General features: G+C 68.2%; 21 protein-coding genes and 5 pseudogenes. 3 read left to right on the top strand and 23 right to left on the bottom strand.

The window, feature by feature from the left end; all coding sequences use genetic code 11:
* Window positions 1-725: 725 nt before the first annotated feature.
* The 19 genes and pseudogenes from BM064_RS25570 to cueR form a co-directional block, all read right to left on the bottom strand.
* A pseudogene (locus BM064_RS25570) lies at window positions 726-1,365 on the bottom strand (integrase core domain-containing protein).
* A gap of 876 nt (window positions 1,366-2,241) precedes the next feature.
* On the bottom strand, window positions 2,242-2,970 hold the full coding sequence (locus tag BM064_RS25575; protein ID WP_092866121.1) for a cytochrome c biogenesis CcdA family protein: 729 nt from the start codon (window positions 2,968-2,970) through the stop codon (window positions 2,242-2,244).
* Window positions 2,963-3,463, bottom strand: a complete 501-nt coding sequence (locus tag BM064_RS25580) for a hypothetical protein (RefSeq protein WP_092866124.1) — start codon at window positions 3,461-3,463, stop codon at window positions 2,963-2,965. The genes BM064_RS25575 and BM064_RS25580 overlap by 8 nt, the downstream gene beginning before the upstream one ends.
* Entirely contained in the window at window positions 3,460-4,074 is a 615-nt protein-coding gene (locus BM064_RS25585) for a peroxiredoxin family protein (RefSeq protein WP_092866127.1), read from the bottom strand. Before BM064_RS25585 ends, BM064_RS25580 begins: the two co-directional genes overlap by 4 nt.
* On the bottom strand, window positions 4,071-4,511 hold the full coding sequence (locus tag BM064_RS25590; RefSeq protein WP_092866130.1) for a copper chaperone PCu(A)C: 441 nt from the start codon (window positions 4,509-4,511) through the stop codon (window positions 4,071-4,073). Before BM064_RS25590 ends, BM064_RS25585 begins: the two co-directional genes overlap by 4 nt.
* On the bottom strand, window positions 4,511-5,164 hold the full coding sequence (locus BM064_RS25595; protein WP_092866133.1) for an SCO family protein: 654 nt from the start codon (window positions 5,162-5,164) through the stop codon (window positions 4,511-4,513). Before BM064_RS25595 ends, BM064_RS25590 begins: the two co-directional genes overlap by 1 nt.
* Window positions 5,165-5,223: 59 nt before the next feature.
* Window positions 5,224-5,508 (bottom strand): hypothetical protein, encoded by a 285-nt coding sequence (locus BM064_RS25600; RefSeq protein WP_245779290.1) that lies wholly within the window; start codon window positions 5,506-5,508, stop codon window positions 5,224-5,226.
* 28 nt (window positions 5,509-5,536) lie between these two features.
* Entirely contained in the window at window positions 5,537-5,812 is a 276-nt protein-coding gene (locus BM064_RS25605) for a hypothetical protein (RefSeq protein WP_092866136.1), read from the bottom strand.
* A gap of 2 nt (window positions 5,813-5,814) precedes the next feature.
* A complete protein-coding gene (locus tag BM064_RS28235; protein WP_245779291.1) occupies window positions 5,815-5,964 on the bottom strand; it encodes a TlpA family protein disulfide reductase in 150 nt (49 codons plus the stop codon).
* A gap of 24 nt (window positions 5,965-5,988) precedes the next feature.
* On the bottom strand, window positions 5,989-6,336 hold the full coding sequence (locus BM064_RS25610) for a TlpA disulfide reductase family protein (RefSeq protein WP_245779292.1): 348 nt from the start codon (window positions 6,334-6,336) through the stop codon (window positions 5,989-5,991).
* Window positions 6,333-6,857 (bottom strand): DsbE family thiol:disulfide interchange protein, encoded by a 525-nt coding sequence (locus tag BM064_RS25615; RefSeq protein ID WP_425426196.1) that lies wholly within the window; start codon window positions 6,855-6,857, stop codon window positions 6,333-6,335. Before BM064_RS25615 ends, BM064_RS25610 begins: the two co-directional genes overlap by 4 nt.
* A gap of 50 nt (window positions 6,858-6,907) precedes the next feature.
* Entirely contained in the window at window positions 6,908-7,390 is a 483-nt protein-coding gene (locus tag BM064_RS25620) for a c-type cytochrome (RefSeq protein WP_092866143.1), read from the bottom strand.
* Window positions 7,387-7,515, bottom strand: a complete 129-nt coding sequence (locus BM064_RS28415; protein ID WP_281244908.1) for a hypothetical protein — start codon at window positions 7,513-7,515, stop codon at window positions 7,387-7,389. Before BM064_RS28415 ends, BM064_RS25620 begins: the two co-directional genes overlap by 4 nt.
* Entirely contained in the window at window positions 7,512-8,063 is a 552-nt protein-coding gene (locus tag BM064_RS25625) for a hypothetical protein (protein ID WP_245779294.1), read from the bottom strand. Before BM064_RS25625 ends, BM064_RS28415 begins: the two co-directional genes overlap by 4 nt.
* Window positions 8,056-8,475, bottom strand: a complete 420-nt coding sequence (locus BM064_RS25630; protein ID WP_245779295.1) for a DUF411 domain-containing protein — start codon at window positions 8,473-8,475, stop codon at window positions 8,056-8,058. Before BM064_RS25630 ends, BM064_RS25625 begins: the two co-directional genes overlap by 8 nt.
* An 11-nt stretch (window positions 8,476-8,486) precedes the next feature.
* Window positions 8,487-9,425, bottom strand: coding sequence for a WD40/YVTN/BNR-like repeat-containing protein (locus tag BM064_RS25635; protein WP_245779296.1), 939 nt, complete (start codon window positions 9,423-9,425; stop codon window positions 8,487-8,489).
* A 10-nt stretch (window positions 9,426-9,435) separates the two neighbouring features.
* On the bottom strand, window positions 9,436-10,905 hold the full coding sequence (locus BM064_RS25640; protein WP_092866150.1) for a multicopper oxidase family protein: 1,470 nt from the start codon (window positions 10,903-10,905) through the stop codon (window positions 9,436-9,438).
* A 140-nt stretch (window positions 10,906-11,045) separates the two neighbouring features.
* The gene (locus BM064_RS25645) at window positions 11,046-11,390 is read right to left on the bottom strand and encodes a hypothetical protein (RefSeq protein ID WP_092866153.1); all 345 of its coding nucleotides are present in this window, start codon (window positions 11,388-11,390) and stop codon (window positions 11,046-11,048) included.
* A 4-nt stretch (window positions 11,391-11,394) separates the two neighbouring features.
* Window positions 11,395-11,865 carry a Cu(I)-responsive transcriptional regulator gene (gene cueR, locus BM064_RS25650; protein WP_092866156.1) on the bottom strand — a complete coding sequence of 157 codons (471 nt, stop codon included), beginning with the start codon at window positions 11,863-11,865 and terminating at the stop codon, window positions 11,395-11,397.
* A gap of 165 nt (window positions 11,866-12,030) precedes the next feature.
* On the opposite strand from cueR, the pseudogene BM064_RS25655 reads away from it, so the two are divergent.
* Both BM064_RS25655 and BM064_RS25660 read left to right on the top strand, forming a co-directional pair.
* A pseudogene (locus BM064_RS25655) lies at window positions 12,031-13,091 on the top strand (IS630 family transposase).
* Between the two features lie 175 nt (window positions 13,092-13,266).
* Window positions 13,267-13,398, top strand: coding sequence for a hypothetical protein (locus BM064_RS25660; RefSeq protein WP_245779298.1), 132 nt, complete (start codon window positions 13,267-13,269; stop codon window positions 13,396-13,398).
* On the opposite strand, the pseudogene BM064_RS25665 reads toward BM064_RS25660, so the two are convergent.
* Together BM064_RS25665 and BM064_RS25670 are read right to left on the bottom strand one after the other, a co-directional pair.
* Window positions 13,368-13,511 (bottom strand): annotated as a pseudogene (locus tag BM064_RS25665) (transposase); the annotation flags it as partial. The gene BM064_RS25660 and the pseudogene BM064_RS25665 overlap by 31 nt on opposite strands.
* Before the next feature lie 163 nt (window positions 13,512-13,674).
* Window positions 13,675-14,121: pseudogene (locus BM064_RS25670) on the bottom strand (transposase); the annotation flags it as partial.
* Window positions 14,122-14,195: 74 nt separating this feature from the next.
* Here BM064_RS25670 and BM064_RS25675 point away from each other — a divergent pair.
* Complete coding sequence (locus BM064_RS25675; protein ID WP_177236403.1) at window positions 14,196-15,050, top strand: phosphatidylglycerol lysyltransferase domain-containing protein; 855 nt, start codon at window positions 14,196-14,198, stop codon at window positions 15,048-15,050.
* Between the two features lie 221 nt (window positions 15,051-15,271).
* On the opposite strand, the gene virD4 is transcribed toward BM064_RS25675, so the two are convergent.
* Both virD4 and BM064_RS27690 read right to left on the bottom strand, forming a co-directional pair.
* Complete coding sequence (virD4, locus tag BM064_RS25680) at window positions 15,272-17,278, bottom strand: type IV secretion system ATPase VirD4 (RefSeq protein WP_092866165.1); 2,007 nt, start codon at window positions 17,276-17,278, stop codon at window positions 15,272-15,274.
* Window positions 17,275-17,954 (bottom strand): annotated as a pseudogene (locus BM064_RS27690) (hypothetical protein); the annotation flags it as partial. The gene virD4 and the pseudogene BM064_RS27690, both read right to left, overlap by 4 nt.

A 17,954-nucleotide genomic window follows, 5' to 3' on the forward strand; every position in this document is an offset into this window, starting at 1 on the left:
GTTGGATTTCAGCATGGTGTCCTCTTTGAAGATGAAGGTCGGTGACGAAAACCCTGGAAAGAGCGTTCGGTCGTTCAGCTTCGCGGAGGGGGCGTATCGAGGTCTGCACGGGCCAGGTCTGCAAGCGCGAGCCGGGCGGACGCATGACGGATGGGACACGGCACCCGTTCGAAAACCAGAGCCGACTGGCAGGGCAGCGCTGCCGTCGTGCAGTGAGCGATGGACATGTCGCACGCCTCGGCGTCGGGAGCCATGTGATGGACTGCATGCGCCATTCGATCCGCCGCCCGAGCCTCCGGCACTGAGCCGTGATTCGACGCGGCGGACGAACCGCCCGCGCACAGCGCAGCGATGAGAGCGAGCATTATAATGAGTCGAACGGCGGCGAACATAGAGATCATCTATAGGACTTCCACCTACTGGAAGGTAAACCCCAATCACCGATTTTATCTGCCTGGCGACGGCACCTCGCTGGTGTTCCTCGAACCTCTAGCATGGATGATCACGTCAGTCGATCCAGAGCCTCCCCTAGCGTTTAAAGGGGCCGTCCGAGCGGCGATGGAGCGACCACGGTGCCCCGACCCTCTGAGGTCCAACATTCGAGCCGCGCCCGCGCGCTCGCCGGTGTCGGAGCGATAAGGCGAGGGACGCCGTTTAGCCTGCGTGAGGTGGTCCCCGATCCGTGGACAGGTTCGCGGCGCGTCTAAGCTTGGTTCAGGTCCTCGTCATGCCGCCGCCTGGTATCCGGTCGTGACCTCATAGGCCTCGGCCGGTGTCTTGCCGCCCAGGTCCGAATGCGGCCGATGGGCGTTGTAGTAGTCGATCCATTCCCGCAGTCCGGCGCGCAGGTCCGAGCCGGTCTCGAAGGCCCGCAGGTAGATGCACTTGTATTTCAGGCTGCGCCAGAGGCGCTCAATGAAGACGTTGTCCATCCATCGGCCCTTGCCGTCCATGCTGATCCTGACCTTGGCATCGGCCCCGCGTAGAACGCCGAGCGGCTGATCGACACCAGCTTGCACTGCCGGGCGATCGACAGGGCGGCGTGGGACGGGTCGATCATCTCGCGCCTCCGAGACACGCTCATCGTCCGGAGGCCTTCTTTAAAAATCACGCTCGACCACCAGCTCGCCGATCTTGGCATGCAGCCTGGCGATCTCCGCCTCGCGGTCCACGGCGGCGGCCTCGGCCTTCCCATCGAAGACCTCCGCCATGTTCTCCATGGCCTGCCGCTTCCACGTGTTGATCAGCGTCTGGTGGACGCCGTGCCTGGCCACAAGCTCGGCCACCGTCAGCTGCGCCCCGCAGCGCTTCCAGCGCCCCCTTCGCCTTGAACGCGGCGCTGTGATGCCGTCTCTTCGTCTTCATCTCGGTCGTCCTCGATCTGCGACGAACCAAGCCTAGCCGCCTGTCCGCGGATCGGGGACCACCTCACCCCGGCGGGGGACCTGCGGATTGCTCTGCTCTGAACAGCGCTTCCAGCGTCGCCGTCCGTATCGTGCCGACCACGATGGTGCGACCGACGACCAGCGCTGGGGTTCCTGGAAAGCCAAAGCGCTTGACCAAGGCTGCGCTCGTGCGGAGTTCGCGCCTTGTCGCGTCGCTCGCCATATCCACGAGCAGTCGATCCGGGTCGATTTCTGCGGACTGCGCCCACGTTCCGCAGGTATGCTTCGCTGAGCGCGAAACTCGTTCGTTGCAGCCGCCGGTTGAACGAGCTCTGCGCTCCCTGCCACCCCGCGGCGATCGCCGCGCGCGCCGACGTTTCCGACGCTGCGCCGAGGATCGGCCATTTGTGACGACGAAGGTGGACGCCACCGTGGGCCTCGGCCGCCAGCGCGTTCAGGTCCTCTGCAAGAAGTTCACAATTCGGACAATTGTAGTCGGAGAAGAACGCGACGGGCGCAATTCCGGGCTGGAAGCTCGTCCGACCGAAAAGGGCGCTGCAGAAATCCGCCTCGGGGATGACTTCGTCCGTCTCGGCAACCTCAACGGACGCACCGATCCCGGCGAAGGGATTGATCGCGCCGCTCGTCGAGCCGACAAGGCTCAAGCGCCGGAACCCGGGCGGATCGTCCATCGGAATGAAGCCGAGGTCGTCGGTCGCCCGGTCGATCACCCAGGAGGAGCCGCGGAAGAACGCGACTGCGCCAATCCCTGCCGCGAGAAGGACAAGCAGGTCGCGCCGGCCGCTAAGTGCAACGGTCCGTCGCGTTGCTACGGACTCGCCATCCTTGGCCTCGGTCATCCGATGCGCCCCAGCGCCGGAAAGGCATCCAGAAGCCAGTACGACATTGCGCTGAGTTGGCCTGTCGTCATCGCCACTCCCATCAGAACCATGACCGCACCCGCACCCTGGTGCAGTCGTCGCCCGATCCGCCCCGCGCCCCGCAATCGACCGGCCAGCCGGTCGATGAATCCCGCCACGACCAGGAAAGGCACGCCGAGACCTGCGGAGTAGATCGCGAGCAGCGCGACGCCCTGGCCGACCGTTGCGCTCGCCGCGCTGGCGGTCAGGATCGCGCCGAGAATGGGGCCGATACACGGCGTCCAGCCGAAACCGAAGGCGAGCCCCAGCACGTAGGACGCGGCGGGCCTGCCGCCGGGAATGTCGAGATGGAAGCGCAGATCCCGCTGCATGGCGCCGATCCGCGCCGCGCCGATCATGAAGAGCCCGAACAGGATCACGATGCCGCCGCCGACGAGATTGAGCTCGTAGCGCCACTGCAGAAGCGCCTGTCCGAGAGCCGTCGCGGACGCGCCGAGGATCATGAATATGGTCGAGAAGCCGAGGACGAAGCAGAAGCTGAGCCAAAGCGTCTGTGCCCTGCCGGACGCTACGCCGCCTGTCGCCGTCCTTCCGGCGATGTAGGACACATAGCCCGGCACTAGCGGCAGGACGCAGGGCGATGCGAAAGAGATCGCCCCAGCCAGCAGAGCCGCAGCCATTCCGAGAAGCGACAGGTCAGCCATGCGCCACCTCCAACTCTTCGCGCCGCCACGGCCGGGCACCGGTGGCCCAGCAGTAGCCGACGACCGGGATGACGATCCATTGCAGGATCGGGCTGAGCCCTGCGTCAATCACCGGGATCACCGGCATCATCTCGCGATAGGCCCAGGCCTCGCGCACCTCGATGTTCAGCCACTCGCTGAAGATCGTGTAGGTGACGCCGAAGATCACCGCGCCCCCAAGCACGCGGCGCCCGCGAATGCGGGGCCAATCCGCGCTACCGAACACGGAGAGCGACAGCATGATCGTGCTGAGCGTGATCAGTATGTCGCCGCCCGTGCAGTGGACCGCCGCAAAGACGAGTTCGCCCGGGGTCCCGGTAAGCCAGATCGTGTAGAGTGGCAGGTGGGCGAATTCCCAGACCAGGTGCGCCATGGCGGCGAAAACGAAGTAGCGACGCAGCGCATCGAGCCAGTCCCGTCCCGGCGCCGCACCGGTCTCTGGCCGGGCGGTCATCGAAACGCTCCGAACAGTCGGTCCAGCAGTCCGGGTTCGGGCGGCGGCGCGTTGGTCCGGCCGTTGATGTAGAGCACCAGGTTGATGCGCCTGAACGCCGCGCCGTGGAAGATGCCGGCATGACGCCCGCCCCGGTCGATGACATGGACCATGGGCGCCTCCGTCCCGCGAGATGAGAGCGCCGCGAAGGCCGCGGCGGCTGCCGCCACCGTTTCGTCGGAGGGCATGACGGAACGCCAGTTCGCGGCCTCCCCGTCCGGATCGGGCGCTACGTCACCGCCGACGGTCAGGAACTGGACCATCTCGCGCATCGGCGTGACGTTCACCGCTTCGCGAACCTCCTGCAGAAGGGCCTGCTGATCCGCACAGGGTGCGCCGCACCCATCGGGCCGGAAGCTGAGCACGACGATCTGATCCGCAAGCCCTGACAGATGGACGCTGGCGCCTTCCGCCCCAGTGAGCGCCAGCGGCGGCATGCGGCGCGAGTCCGTGGGCTCGAAAGCCGGTTCCTTCTCCGCCATCACTTCGTCGAGACGTTCGCCGGGATGGTGCGCGGCGGCCGGTGCGGCGCCCGCGAGGAGAAGCAGGGCGAAAAGTGCAGGCAGACTCATGGTTCCACCTCCGGCCCGGTCGCCGCAACTCCCAGCACGGGGACCCCCACGGTGATCGCGCCCGCGCGCTCGAAGGTCAGCGTCAGCGGAAACGAGGCGCCTTCGTCGAGCTTGCCCGCGAGCCCCATCAACATCAGATGCATCCCGCCGGGGGCAAACCGAACCATCCGCCCCGCCGGCAGATCGAGCGCGTCGAGATGGATCATGCGCGCGACCGAATCCGCATCCGTCTCGGAGGCATGGATCATCACGTGATCCGCAACCGGAGTCGTCGCGGACAGCAGTCGGTCGTCGGCATCGCTGCGCAGCGTGAGGTAGGCCGCCCCCGGACGGGACGCGAGTATGCTGGCCCGCGCCCAGGGGTCGCTGACGACGACCTCCGCCAGCGCGGCTGCGGAAAACATGGCGGTACAGACCGCGGCAAGAAACAGCTTCATCAGGATCTTTCGTCCCTCTCGATACGCATGAGAATTTCGTCGGCGAGCGCTTCAGGTGGCTGATCGCCTTCCCGGTAGACCGTGTCGAAGCCGCCGTCAGGGCGCATCAGGTAGATGTAGCCGGAATGCGCCATCAGATAGCCGTCGGGCGCGTCGGCGCCTTCGGACCGCTCGTACCAGACCCGGAAATTGGCGGTGGCCTCGGCGGCCTGCGCCTCGGTGCCCGTGAGGCCGATCAGCCGCGGATGGAATGCGGCGACATATTCCGCCATCACATCGACGGTGTCGCGCGCCGGGTCGACGGTCACGAAGATCGGCGCGACCTGATCGGCTTCTGGTCCGAGGATGTCCATCACGCTGGCTATGTAGGCGAGCGTGGTCGGACAGATGTTGGGGCAGAAAGTGAAGCCGAAGAACACTAGTTGCCACTGCCCGTCATAGGAATCGGGCGTCACCGAGCGTCCCGCATGATCGGTCAGCGAATAGGAGTTGACGATCGCGGCCTCGCCCGTCACGCGGGGCGCCGGCAGGTCGGAGGGGGTGAAGGCGCGCCAGAGGGCGGCGGCGCCGAAAGCCAGGGCGGTTCCGGCAACGGTCGCCCAGAGCAGGCGCCGGATGGGTCGCAAGCCACCGGTGTTGTTAGCGGTGTTCATCGGATCGGGTCCTTCGGGGTGGCCGCCCGAGCGGCGAGTGCGGCCCGGGCGACTTGTGGTCAGCCGCCCTGCGGCGCGGGGGTCGTGTCCTGCCCGGCGGGAGGCATCGCACTGTCTGGATGGCCGGACTGATGATGCGCCATCTGCTGCATCATCTCGGTGCAGGCCTCCATCATCGGACCCATGGCCTGCATCATCTGCATCATGCCCTGCATGTCGCCGCCCATCATGCCCTGCATCGACCCCTCGGGCGAGGTGGGGGCGTCGCCCTGCGCCAAGGCGGCGGAGGCGGCGAGCCCGACGCCAAGTACGGCCGCCATCGCGTATTTCTGTATCGGTGTCATCGGATCGTTCCTTCTGTTGAGGCGAGGATCAGTCCCTCGCGGTTTCCGGACCGGCGTCCGAACTCTTCGGAGCGGCGCAGGATTTCGTGCCGCCCTTCATGCAGAGCCCCAGCCCACACATGACGGCGCAGGGGGCGACGGAGAGGATCAGCGGGGCTGCGCCGATTGCGGCCACCCAGCCCCAGTTCAGCCACAGCCCGGCGCCGATCAGCGCCATCGCGCCGAGGATGAGGCCGCGGCGCCCGAGCGGGATGGAAAAGCCCCCCGCTCGGGCGGCGCCCTGGTCATAGGATGCGTCAGGCATGGTCATCTGTTCCTTTCAGCGATGATGGTCTGGAATTGTGCGACAGCCTCCGCGCTGTCCCACTCGGCGGGACCCGTCAGGCGGCCGCGTTCGCGCCCCTGCCGGTCGACCAGCAGGGTCGTGGGCAGCCCGATGACGGCGAAGGCGAGCATCGCGCGGATGTCCTCGGCGAGGTACTAGTCGAGATGTCGGATGCCGATCTCGTCGTAGAAGCGCCGCACCGGGCCCAGCCCCGCCCGGTCTATCGAGAGGGGCAGGACGTGAAAATCGTCACCGCCAAGCTGCGCCTGCAGACGGTCGAGCGTCGGCATCTCCTCGCGGCAAGGCGCGCACCAGGTGGCCCAGATGTTGAGCAACACCACGCGGCCGTGGAAATCCGCCAGTGTCAGATCGCGCCCGTCGCCATCCACGAAGGGTGGCGAGAGCATCTCGCGCGGGGTCTCATGCAGCGGCATCAAGGGTCTTGCGACAGCGGGTGTCGCAGCGAAGGCCAGCGCGCCGGCCAGCAGGTCGCGCCGCCTCATGACCCGTCCTCCGCCTGCAACCGGCGGACGACGGGCAGGATCTCTTCCTCCAGCGCGCGGCGGTCGAAGGGCCCGACATGTTTGTAGGCGATCCGTCCCTTGCGATCGATCACGAAGGTCTCGGGCAGGCCGTAGACGCCCCAGTCGATGGAGACACGCCCGTTCCGGTCGGCCCCGATCCGGGTATAGGGGTCGCCGAGCTCGGAAAGAAACCCGACCGCCGCGTCGGGTGCGTCCTTGTAGTTGATCCCGTGTATCGGAACCGTTCCGGTCCCGGCCAATTCGACCAGAAGAGGCATCTCCACGCGGCAGGGCACGCACCAGGACGCCCAGACGTTCACGATGGAGACCTCGCCGCGCAGGTCCTCCGACGAAAGGCCGTCGTTGCGCCCCTCGATTGGCGGCAGTGCGAAGACCGGCGCCGGTCGCCCGATCAGCGTCGAGGGCAGTCGGTCGTCCTTGTTCCAGAGCCCCCAGTAGAAGGCGACGCCAAGCAGCGCCGCGATGACGATGGGTATCATCGCGAGCAGCCTTCCGCCCACGGGGCGAGCCATGTGAGGGGCTCCGTCGCTCATGATCCGCCGCCGTCATTCGCCGTCACTTCGGCTTGAAATCCGCGCTCGCGCTCGGGCCATGTGCTCTTGATCCAGGCCAGAACGGCTACGATCTCGTCGTCCGAAAGGATGCCCTCGAACGCCGGCATGTCGCTTTCATAGTCAGGCACGACGGCGCCGACGCCCAGCTTTGTGATCGTGAAAAGTGGCCGGTCGGCATGGTGCCAGGTATGCCCGCTCGCATCGTGCGGCGGCGCGGGCATCCGGCCATTCTCGTTCCGCCTGCGCCAGTCAGGCTGGCCTTCCAGGTTCGCCCCGTGACAGGACGCGCAATTGGCGGCGTAGAGCTGTTGCCCCAGCGCAAGCTGCGCCGCGGTGATCGGCTCGCCGAGAAAGGTGAGGCTCTCCGCGTCCGGCGCTTGTTGAGCAGACGCGATCCAGCCTGCCGTACCGATCACCGCCACGAGAGCAGCGACCGCAGCCGAGCCCCGGCGCGTCATGCGGACCTTCGCAGGTACTTGATCAGCGCCGCCGCCGCGAGGATCAGCACCGCGATCAGCAGCAGCAGGACGAGTCCGCCGCCCAACATCATGCCCATCATGGGCCCGCCCATCATCTGACTCATGCAGTCGCCCATTGGCCTGCCTCCCCGGTACTGTCGCGCCAAGCCACCACCCGGGCGGCGACGATCGCGAAAAGGACATGGCCGACAAGCGCGACCCAGGTGATGCCGGTGAAGCCGAGGAAGGCCGGATTGCCGGCGACTAGATGCGCCATGACGTAGAGCGCAAAGACCCAGAGCAGGACACCGTAGAGGACGGCGGGGACCGCCCAGCCGAGCCCCGGCGCGAGTGCGCGCGCGATGGGGTGCGCGAGCACCATCCAGCCGAGGGGATAGGCGACCATCCCCGCGAAGTAGTGCAGGAATTCGGCGCCTGGCCTGTAGGCGGTGCCGAACAGTGTCTGGATCACGTTGTTGGCCAGCGGAACCGGCGCGAGGTTGGCGAAGCCCAGCATCGGGCTGAGGCTCTGGCCGAAGAAGTCGAAGGCGACGGTGGCGCAGGCGCCCGCCAAAGCCATGGTGACGAGGCCGGGCCGCGTGAACAGCGCCCGGACGGCGCCCGCGATGGCGGCGCCCAAGGTCGTCGACGGGTTGATTGCGGTGTCATTCATCGGCATAGATCTCCACTCCGCCCGGCCCGAAGGCATAGGTCCGCAGGGCGCCCGTTTTCGCGGGCGCCATGCCGGGGGCGTTGGCGGGCATGCCCGGCAGCGTGACGCCGGTGATGCCGGGGCGTTCCTCGAGCAGCCGCTCGATGATCTCGGCGGGAACAAGGCCGCTGACGACATAGCCGTCGATCATGGCGAGGTGGCAGCCGATCCCTTGCTCGGGCACGCCGGCGGCTACGGAGCGGTCGTCGAAGTTGACGTCGTCAATCACGGTGACATCGAAGCCTTCGGCCTGCAGGTACTCCGCGTACGCGTCGCAGCAGCCACAGCCGGGGCTGCGCCAGATGGTCACGGGCTCGGCTGCGAGCGCCGGGGTGGCGAGGGCCACGAAAGTGGCCAAGGCGAAACGTTTCATGTGATGTCCTTTCATGTGGTGGGGAGCGCGGCCCATGAGGCCCCGCCGTCATGGCTGAGGATCAAGCCGTCCGCGGTGGCGGCGGCGATCCGGGATGGGTCTGTCGGGTGAACGGCGAGCGCGGTCGCGACGTGGCCAGATCTCCGCGCCCAGTTCACTCCGCCATCGGCGGAAGCCCAGAGGCCCGAGGGGAGTGCGGCGACAAGCCGTTCCGGGGCGGACAGGGCCGGGGCGAGCGCGGCGACGGGTTCGCCCTCCGGCAACGGGGCCTCGGTCGCGGGTGGCGCGCCCGCGACCAGCGCATCCATCGCGTCGCCCGCCACGACGTCCTGCCAGCGGCAGAAGCAGTCGGGCACGCGGGTCAGGCCGCGCCCGGTTCCCGCATAGATCCAGATGCCGCCCATGCCGGTGGCCAGATCGACCGAGGCGAGGCTTAGCACCTCGCGCTCTGCTTCGGCGATCCAGGGGCGGTCCATCACGAAAGACCAGCCGGTCCCCGCGTCTTCACTGCGCCACAGCCCGTCGCCCGCAACGGCGACGTAGACCGTATCCGGGGCGCCCGCCGCGATGGCGAGCGCCGTGACCTGCGCCTGTGGCAGGCCGCCCGACGCCGCGCGCCATGTCCGGCCGCCATCGTCGGACCGGTCGAGCCCGCCGCCTTCAAGCGCCGCGAAGAGCCGACCAGTCCGCGCGGGATGACAGGCGAGCGCCCGGACCGGGGCGCGCGGCGCGGGCAAGGTCGCAGAGGCGCCACCCGACACGTCGTGCCGCCACACCTGCGCGCCCGCGACGACAAGTGCATCGCCGTCGAAGGCCAGCGCCGAGGCCGCAGCGCCCCCGGCCCGCGCCGGGAGCGCCGGGAAAAGTCCGTAGACGGTCGCAGCGGCAAGCATGGCGAGCACGCCGCGCCGTCCGACCGGACGTCCGATTTCGGAGTTCACGTCAAGCATCGCTTTCCCCTCAGGCCACACGGATCACGCCCATCATCCCGGCCGCCTGGTGCTCGAGGATGTGGCAGTGGAACATCCAGTCGCCCGGATTGTCGGCGACGAAGGCGATCTCGACGCGTTCGCGCGGGGCCATCAGCACCGTGTCCTGCCATTCGCGATGCACTGTCGGCGCGCCGTCGCGGCTGAGCACGCGGAAGGAATGACCGTGCAGGTGGATCGGATGGTGGAACGCCGTGGCGTTGGTCATGGCGACGACGTGCGAGGCGTCCCGCTTCAGCGTCAGCATCGGGTCGAGGATGTGGCCTTCCGCCGCCACGCCATTGATGAACCATATGCCACCGTCGTGCAGCCGGTTCATCATGCCGCCACCCATCATGCCGCCCATGCCGCCGCCGTCGCCGGCAAGGCCCATCTGGCGTTCGACCATCCCGCCCATCATGCCGCCGGTGAAGGTCACCTCGTGCCGTTGGGCGCGGGTCAGGTCGGGTTCGGGCAGCGGGTTGGGGGCCAGTTCCATGGGCCAATCCGGCGGCGCGTCGCGCAAAGGCGTCGCCGCCACCGCCAGATCGACGAGGGCATAGGCGTCCTGCGCGAAGAAGCGGTCGGTGACGCGGATCTTTGCGTCGGGCGCGGCGGTCACATCGAGGACCAGGTCGGCGCGCATGGCCGGGCCGAGCACCACCCGGCCTCCGGGGGCCGCATGCGGCGTGACCGGCTGGCCGTCGAGCGCAATGATTTGTGGGGCCAGATCGCCGAAGTCGAGCGCGAATATGCGGGCATTGGCGGCGTTGATCAGGCGCAGGCGGATCCGCTCGCCGGTCCGCACCGGCACGATGTCGGGAACGCGGCCGTTGATCGTGACGGTATTGCCCAGCCGACCGGCATGGCTCATGTCGTGGAAGCCGCCGAAATCGTCCGCGATGCTTGCCTCCCCCGTCAACCGCCAGTCGTCGAGCACCCAGACCATCTCGCGGTCCACGCGCGGCGGGTTCGCCTCTTCGATGATCAGCGCGCCATAAAGCCCACGTCCCACCTGCTCGAAGCTGCGCTGGTGCGGGTGATACCAGAATGTCCCGGCGTCTATCGCGTCGAACTCGTAGATGAAGCGCGAACCCGGCGTGATCGGCGCCTGCGTCAGATGCGGGACGCCGTCCATCTCGTTCGGCACTCGCAATCCGTGCCAATGCACGGTGGTCTCCTCGGCCAGCCCGTTCTCGACCTCGAGGCGCAGCCGTTCGCCCTGACGGATCCGGATCTCGGGCCCCGGCACGGCGCCCTCGTAGCACCAGACATCGCTCTCGCCCCAAGGCTCAGGGACCAGTCGCGCACGCCCTGTTGCGGCGCGCAGCTCGATCTCTCGGGCGTTCGCGGCGCGTGCCGGTCGGGCCCGGAGCGCAGGCAGAAGGAGACCTGCGGCGCTGGCGGCGGTTGCGCCAACGAAATCCCGGCGCGAAAGCGCGGGCATCGAATCTGATGTCATCGGGGTTTCTCATCTGACAGGTGGTCTCGCCGCCACGATGGGAACGACCCAAGGTTGGCTGCGGCGACGCGTTCCTGACGTCATGGACGCCAAGGCTCGCACGAAGACGCGCGGTCGGGTCTGTCCCGACCGGCGCCTGGTCAGATGAGGGTTCGCGGCGGATCGAGCGCGGGCCCGCTCGTTCGTCCGGGCAAGTCGCGCGATACTGACGGTTCATGCTGCGGTCGCATGCTTGGCCTTGGCAGCGCCGCGCCATCGCTCAGGTGGGCCACGAGCGGGGCGGTACAGGCCATATCGCAGGCCGCCATGTCAGTCGCGCGCTCATCATCACAGCCGGAGCAGTCGGGCATGTCCATGCCGATTTCACCTGCATCCGCGACGGCCATCGTCAACGCCATCTCCATCGCCGCAGCAGAATGCGCGACGGTGCCCGCTGCGAAGACCGCGAGCAACGTGACAGTGATGAAGTGGCGAATTCGAACCATGGTCTTAGACTATTGCATTCTTGTGGGAGCGTCCATTGGCACGACCCCAGGCTTGCGAAGCCTCACGTGCACGTGAAACTGGCTCCGCGCGGGTCGTGGAAAGTGCGTCGATGATGGGACAGTCTGGGCGAGTGTCCCCGTTGCAGTTGGCCACGAGATCGCGAAGGCAGACCCGCAGCCGTTCGAGTTCCGCGATCTTACGGTCGATCGAGTCGAGATGGGTCTCGGCAATCGCCTTCACTTCCGCGCTTTCCCGCGACCGGTCCTCGTAAAGCGACAAAAGCAGCCGGCAATCTTCGATGGCGAAGCCGAGCGACCGCGCCCGCCCGACGAAGACGAGCTTGTGAAGCTCGGTCTGGTCGAAATGACGATAGCCGTTCGCGCCACGCACCGGACGCACGAGCCCGATATCCTCGTAGTACCGGATCGTTTTTGCGGGGAGTCCGCTTCGTTCCGCCACATCTCCGATGTTCATGCCGGGATCGCCTCTCTCTCAGCCAAGAGTAACCTAGTCCTTCCACCGACTGGAAGGTCAAGCGCCAAGCGAAATAATACCAGCGCCCGCTGATGCTGACTCACGGAGGGGATTCCCAGCGCGACGGCGGGCTGATTCCATGGAGAGAACCGAAAGAGGATCTCCATGGGAACAGCGATCACCCTGCGCGCCGATTTCACGGCGGATGACCTGAGGACGCTGGCGAAGGCGAGCCGTGACGCGCGTCAGACGCGTCGCCTGTTGGCGCTGGCCGCGATCTACGACGGCGGCGCCCGCGGCGATGCGGCGAAGATCGGCGGCGTCGGGCTCCAGATCGTCCGGGACTGGGTGGTGCGCTTCAACGCCGAGGGCCCGGACGGGCTGGTCGACCGCCAGGCTCCTGGCAAGACGCCGCTGCTGACGGACGCGCAGCGTACGGCGCTGGCGAAGGCCGTGGAGGCGGGACCGAAACCCTATCTGGATGGCGTGGTGCGCTGGCGGCTGGTGGACCTGGCGCAATGGCTCTGGGAAGAGTTCGGCGTCTCGGTCAGCCGCCAGACCCTGGGCCGGGAGTTGCGCGCCATGGGCTTCCGCAAGTTGTCGGCGCGGCCGCGCCACTACGACCAGGACCCCGAGGCCCAGGCCGACTTCAAAAAAACCTCCCCGATCGGCTGGCGGAGATCCGGGCGCGGCTCCCAGCCGGGACCGAGCTTGAGCTGTGGTGGCAGGACGAGGCCCGAGTAGGCCAGAAGAATCCGATCACCCGCCGCTGGGCGCGGCGCGGGACCCGGCCGCGGGCGCCGCGCGATCAGCGCACGAAGTGGGCCTACATCTTCGGCGCGATCTGCCCGGCCAAGGGCAAGGCCGCCGGGCTCGTGATGCCCTTCGCCGACACCGAGGCCATGCAGGCGCACCTCGCCGAGATCAGCCTCGCCGTCGATCCCGGCGCCCACGCGGTGTTGATGCTCGACCAGGCGGGCTGGCACATGTCCGCCCGGCTCGCCGTGCCCGACAACATCACCTTGCTGCCCCTGCCGCCCCGCTCGCCCGAGTTGAACCCGGTCGAGAACGTCTGGCAGTTCATGCGCGACAACTGGCTGTCGAACCGGGTCTTCCGCTCCTAAGAGGACATCGTCGATCACTGCTGCGAGGCGTGGAACAAGCTCGCCGACCAGCCATGGCGCATCATGACCCTGGGACGCCGAGCCTGGGCCCATGAGTTCTGATCAACGGGCCTTGGTATAAGTCGATCCTCTTGACCTTCCACTGACCGGAAGCGCCACTTATGGGCGCAGCCCAGCAGCCGGTGCACCAAACATGAAAATCGCTCAATAGATCATTGCGACCGATAGAGACCCGGTCTGCGGCATGACAGTCGATGAGAACAGCGAGCACCGGCACATGCACGAAAGCCGCCACTATCGCTTTTGCTCGAGAGGGTGCTGGGACAAGTTCACCGCTGCACCGGAAGACTACGTCGAGGCGGTCGACCCGGTGTGCGGCATGTCGGCGGATCGCGACCGCCACTTGTAGAAGGTGGCGTCGCTGATCCCGTGCTTGCGGCACAGCTCGGCCGTGCCCAGGCCCGCTGCGTGCTCCTTCAGGATCGCGATGATCTGCTCATCGCTGAACCGACTCCTGCGCATCCGCATCTCTCCTTCCGAGGAGAACAGCCTAACCCAAAATCGGGGGCATTCGCGGGGGCAGGGTCACACGGGTGTCCACCAGACCGGGGCAGGATCACCACGCAGTCGCAGCGGGTCTCGTCCATCAAGCTGGTGGAAATTTGGGTGTAGCTGGAAGCCATGATCAGGCAGCTTCGGTGGTGATGCTGAAGATAGGGTCAGCGGCGGCGTCGATGCGGGAGAACGCCACGATCTGCATGTAGCGGTGCTGGGTCTTCTACTCGTCGTTCTGCTCGAATAGGGCCGCGCCGATCAGGCGGGCGATGGAGCCTTCGTTCGGGAAGATCCCGACGACGTCGGCCCGGCGCTTCACTTCCTTGTTCAGGCGCTCGATCGGATTCGTCGAATGCAGCTTGGCGCGATGCTGAGCCGGGAAGGACATGTAGGCCAGCACGTCGTGCTCGCTCTCGTCCATCAGACTCGCCAGCTTCGGCCAGCGTCCCCTGACCTGGTCGGCGACATGGGCCCAGGTCGCGCCGGTCTGTTTCCGGTCCGGCTGCATGAAGGCCTGCCGGATGGCGGCGGCGACCACGGTGCGCTGGCTGCGGGGAACAGGCCTGCTGGCGAGCCTCGCCGTCGGCGCGGCTGCCCTTCTGCTGTTGCTGCTTGCGCCCCGGCCCTGAGGCGCTAGCCGCGGCCGAGCCGGTGCTGCGCGCCGGGACCTCGCCCGATGCCGGCGTCGCGCTGACCGGCGACAAGTCGCTGATGTTCTTGGACGCAAGCGACGCCTTCGTGGTGTTCGGCATCTCCGGCGGATCCTGGATCGCATACGGCGGCCCCGTCGGCCCGGCGCAGGCGGCCGAGGACGTGGCCTTCGACTTCGTCGAGGAGGCTCGCCGCGCCGGCGCCCGCCCGGTGTTCTACGAGGTCGGCGCCGAGGACGTGCCGGTGATGCTCGACCTCGGAATGCAGCTGCACAAGATGGGCAAGGATGCGGTGGTCGACCTCTCGCGCTTCTCGTTGGAGGGATCGTCGCGCAAGAAGCTGCGCGCCGCCCATGCCCGCGCCGGCCGCGACGGGCTGACGCTCGAGATCCTCTCCCCGCCCCATGACCCGGCGCTGATCGAGCGTTTGCGTGAGATCTCCGACGCCTGGCTGGTCGCCAAGCACGCGCGCGAGAAGGGCTTCTCTGTGGGCCGCTTCGACCCCGCCTGGCTGGGGCGCTGGCCGCTGGCGGTGGTGCTGCGCGAGAGCGAGCCGGTCGCCTTCGCAAACGTGATGACCGCGGGCGACGGCCGCGCGGCGAGCATCGGCCTGATGCGCCACGCCGATGACGCGCCCTCGGGCACGATGAAATACCTGTTCACCGAGCTGATGCTGCAGCTCAAGGCCTGTGGCTGCCTGCGCTTCAGCCTCGGCATGGCGCCGCTGTCGGGCCTGGCGCCCGAGCGCAGCAGCCGCCTCTCGGACCGCTTCGGCGCGGCGATCTACCGACACGGCGGCGGCTTCTACAACTTCGAGGGCCTGCGCGCCTTCAAGCAGAAGTTCGACCCCGTCTGACACCCCCTCCGGCGCTCCGCCCCTCCTGCCCCTGGCGGACGCCGCCCGGCTGATCTCGGGTCGAACCGCCTGAGCGCCGCGGGCGAGCCTACACTCCGGAGTCGTCTTATGCGCTGAGCGCAGCAAAGGTCCGGTTCCCACCCGAAGTGACGGTAGTTCTTGCAAGCCCTTCACCTCAGGTGGTTGAGGCGATTGGCCGTCGACCGGCGCAGCAGCGCGCATCACCCGGCACCGACAGGGGAAGCGGCGAACCTGCCCTCCGCTGCCTCCACCCGCGCAAGCAGGTCGTCGAAAGCGTGCGCGATGCGGGCGCAGTCTTCCACGCCGGGTTCCGCCGTGGGCGTCCCGACCTCCTCGTCCTTTTCGACCGCCGGCGCCTCTCGCGCCTGGCTCTGCGGGGCGGGCTCGTACGTCGTCGCCACAGGTTCGGGGGGATGCGCGTCAGCGGCCTCCGCTACTTCCGTGGCGATCGGCTCCGCAGTTACTGGCGCAGGCCTTGCAGGCTGCTCATCCCACCTCTCCTGCCTCGCCGCCGCCAGCGGGTTCGCCGCCGCCCCGTCCAGCAAGCGCAGCTCAGGCGCGGCGCCGGCCTGGTCCTCGAACAGCGGCGCCAGCGCCTTGTCCTCATAGTACGTCACCCGCTCGGCCAGCACCGGCGGGTGGTTCTGGATCAGCGCCACCACCTTGCGATCCCCGAGCTGGCGCAGCGCCTCGGGGCGGATCAGGCGGGCGCCCTCCGCGCGCTCCTGCACCGAGGTCTCCCAGGCGCCGATCCGCCAGGATTTCGAACGCGCGCGGCGGGTGAAATCCCCCACCGCGCGGGACACATACTCCGGCGTCTCCTCATCGGCCGGCGCCATGAACAGCTGCAATCGACAGTTGGCGAGGAACACCGAGGCGCCCTCGCGCCCGTAGAGCCGCCCGTCGCGCAGCGAGGCGATGGACTGGACGACGATCATCACCCGCCCGCCATAGCTTCGCAGCGTGGTGATGCCTTGCTGCAGGGCCTCCATCCGACCGAGGGACGCGAATTCGTCGAGGAGGAGCAGGACGGGGTATGGCTCGTCGGCGCCGGGCTCGGCGCGCTGCAGCAGGGCGACGGTTTGCTGGAACAGGAGGCGCACCAGCGGAGCCAGCGGGATGAGGTCGTTCGGCGAGACCACGATGAACACCGAGGCCGGATCGCGCCGCATCTGCGCGATGTCGAAGTCGGTCGCCTCGGTCGCGCGTCGCACCATGCGGTCGGCCCAGAGCGAGAGGCCACCGTCCGCCAGAACCGAGAGGTAGGAGGAGAGGATCCGGCTCTCCATCCCGGCCATGCGGCGGAAGATGCGGGCGGCTTCTTCAGTTGCAGCTTCCTCGGCCAGCGTCTCGAACAAGTCGAACAGCTCGCCGGGTGCTGAGAGGGCGTCGTAGATCTCGCCGATGGTCGGGCGGCCGCGCTGGAAAGCCAGCAAGGCGGCCGCCGCAAAAATCTCGCGTGCGCCTTCGAGGAAGCTGGTGGCGTTGCCCTGCGCCACGATCAGCGCGGCGGCGAGGCGGCGCGCTTCGGTGAAGCGGCGGGCAGGGGCGGCTTCGGCCACAACGTCCATCGGGTTCCAGCGGTGGGTGCGGCCCTCCGGGTCATAGGGCGCGAACTTGAACACGCGGTCGCCGAGCGCGGCCCGGCGGCGGGCGGTCTTCGCGAAGTTCTCGCCCTTCACGTCAAGGCAGATCACGGAGCCGCGCCAGGTCAGCAGCGTCGGGATCACCACGCCGACGCCTTTGCCCGAGCCGGTGGGCGCGGCGATCAGCGAATGCGGGATCTCGGAGGAGGTGAGGTATGGCGCGTTGGAGCCGGGCGCCCCGAGCTTGGCGTAGACTGGCCCCTGCAAAGCCTCGAGGCGGGCCGAAAGACCCGCGCGGCGGATCTCTTCCGGCTTGGCCCAGCGGGCGGCGCCATGGGAGGTGAGCTGCGGCCGACGCGCGATTGCGGGGAGCAGCGCGGCGCAGACGAGGCCCGTGACGGCGAAGATCACGAGGCCGATGCGGAACGGCTCGGTCATCCGCCCCACCGCCCAGGGGGCGTGGGCGAGGAAGGTCGCGAAGCCGGTCTCGGCGACGATCCCGCCGGTACGCCAGGCGGCGAAGGCCCCGGCGGCGAGGTTGCCGAGCAGCAGCCCGGCAAGCAGGCCGATGGCGGCGAGGGTCAGGATTTCGCGGCGGGCGTCGGTCCGGGCGAGGTTCACAGCCCGTGCCCTCCGCCGTCGCGGTCGCGCGCCTTGCGGGCGGCGATGCGCCGGGCGCGCTCTTGTTCGCGGCGGGCCTGGTCATCGGCATCGTCCATGGGCGCGGGGCGGGATGTGGGCCCCTGCCCTGCCCCGGCGTCTCGCGTGGGCGGCGGCGTGGCGCGTTCAGGCCTCGCCTTCTCTGGCGCAGCGGCTCGATCCGCCGCGGGCGCCTCGTCGCGCCCTGCCTCCTGCCGCGCCAGCTCCTGCGCCGCCCGATAGACCGCGCCGATCTCGCGATGCATCGCTGTCAGGGCGGCGTCGCGCTGCGCCGCCGTCTCCTCCGGCGCGCCGGTGGTCGCGCGGCGGGCCTCGCGCTCCTTCGCCTCCGATTTCGCGTAGCTCTCGGCCAGGGCGCGCGAGGGGGCGCTCCCGGAATATCGCTCCACCATCGCGGCGCCGTTGAGGCCCGCGCGCTCGGCGATAGCCGAGACGCGGCGGTCGGCTTCCGCTCTGATCGCATCAATCCGGCCCTCGCCGGGAGGCAACCCGGCATACCGCCCCGGCTCGGCGGGCCTGGCGAAATTCATCAACCCCGCGTAGCCGAGAACCGGCGCCGCCTCAGCCTTCATCATCGCCGCCTGGCGCTGGAACTTCACCTGCTCCACGGGATCGCGCATCGCCTCGATCCGCGCGT

Source organism: Albimonas pacifica, assembly GCF_900113695.1.
Lineage (GTDB): Bacteria > Pseudomonadota > Alphaproteobacteria > Rhodobacterales > Rhodobacteraceae > Albimonas > Albimonas pacifica.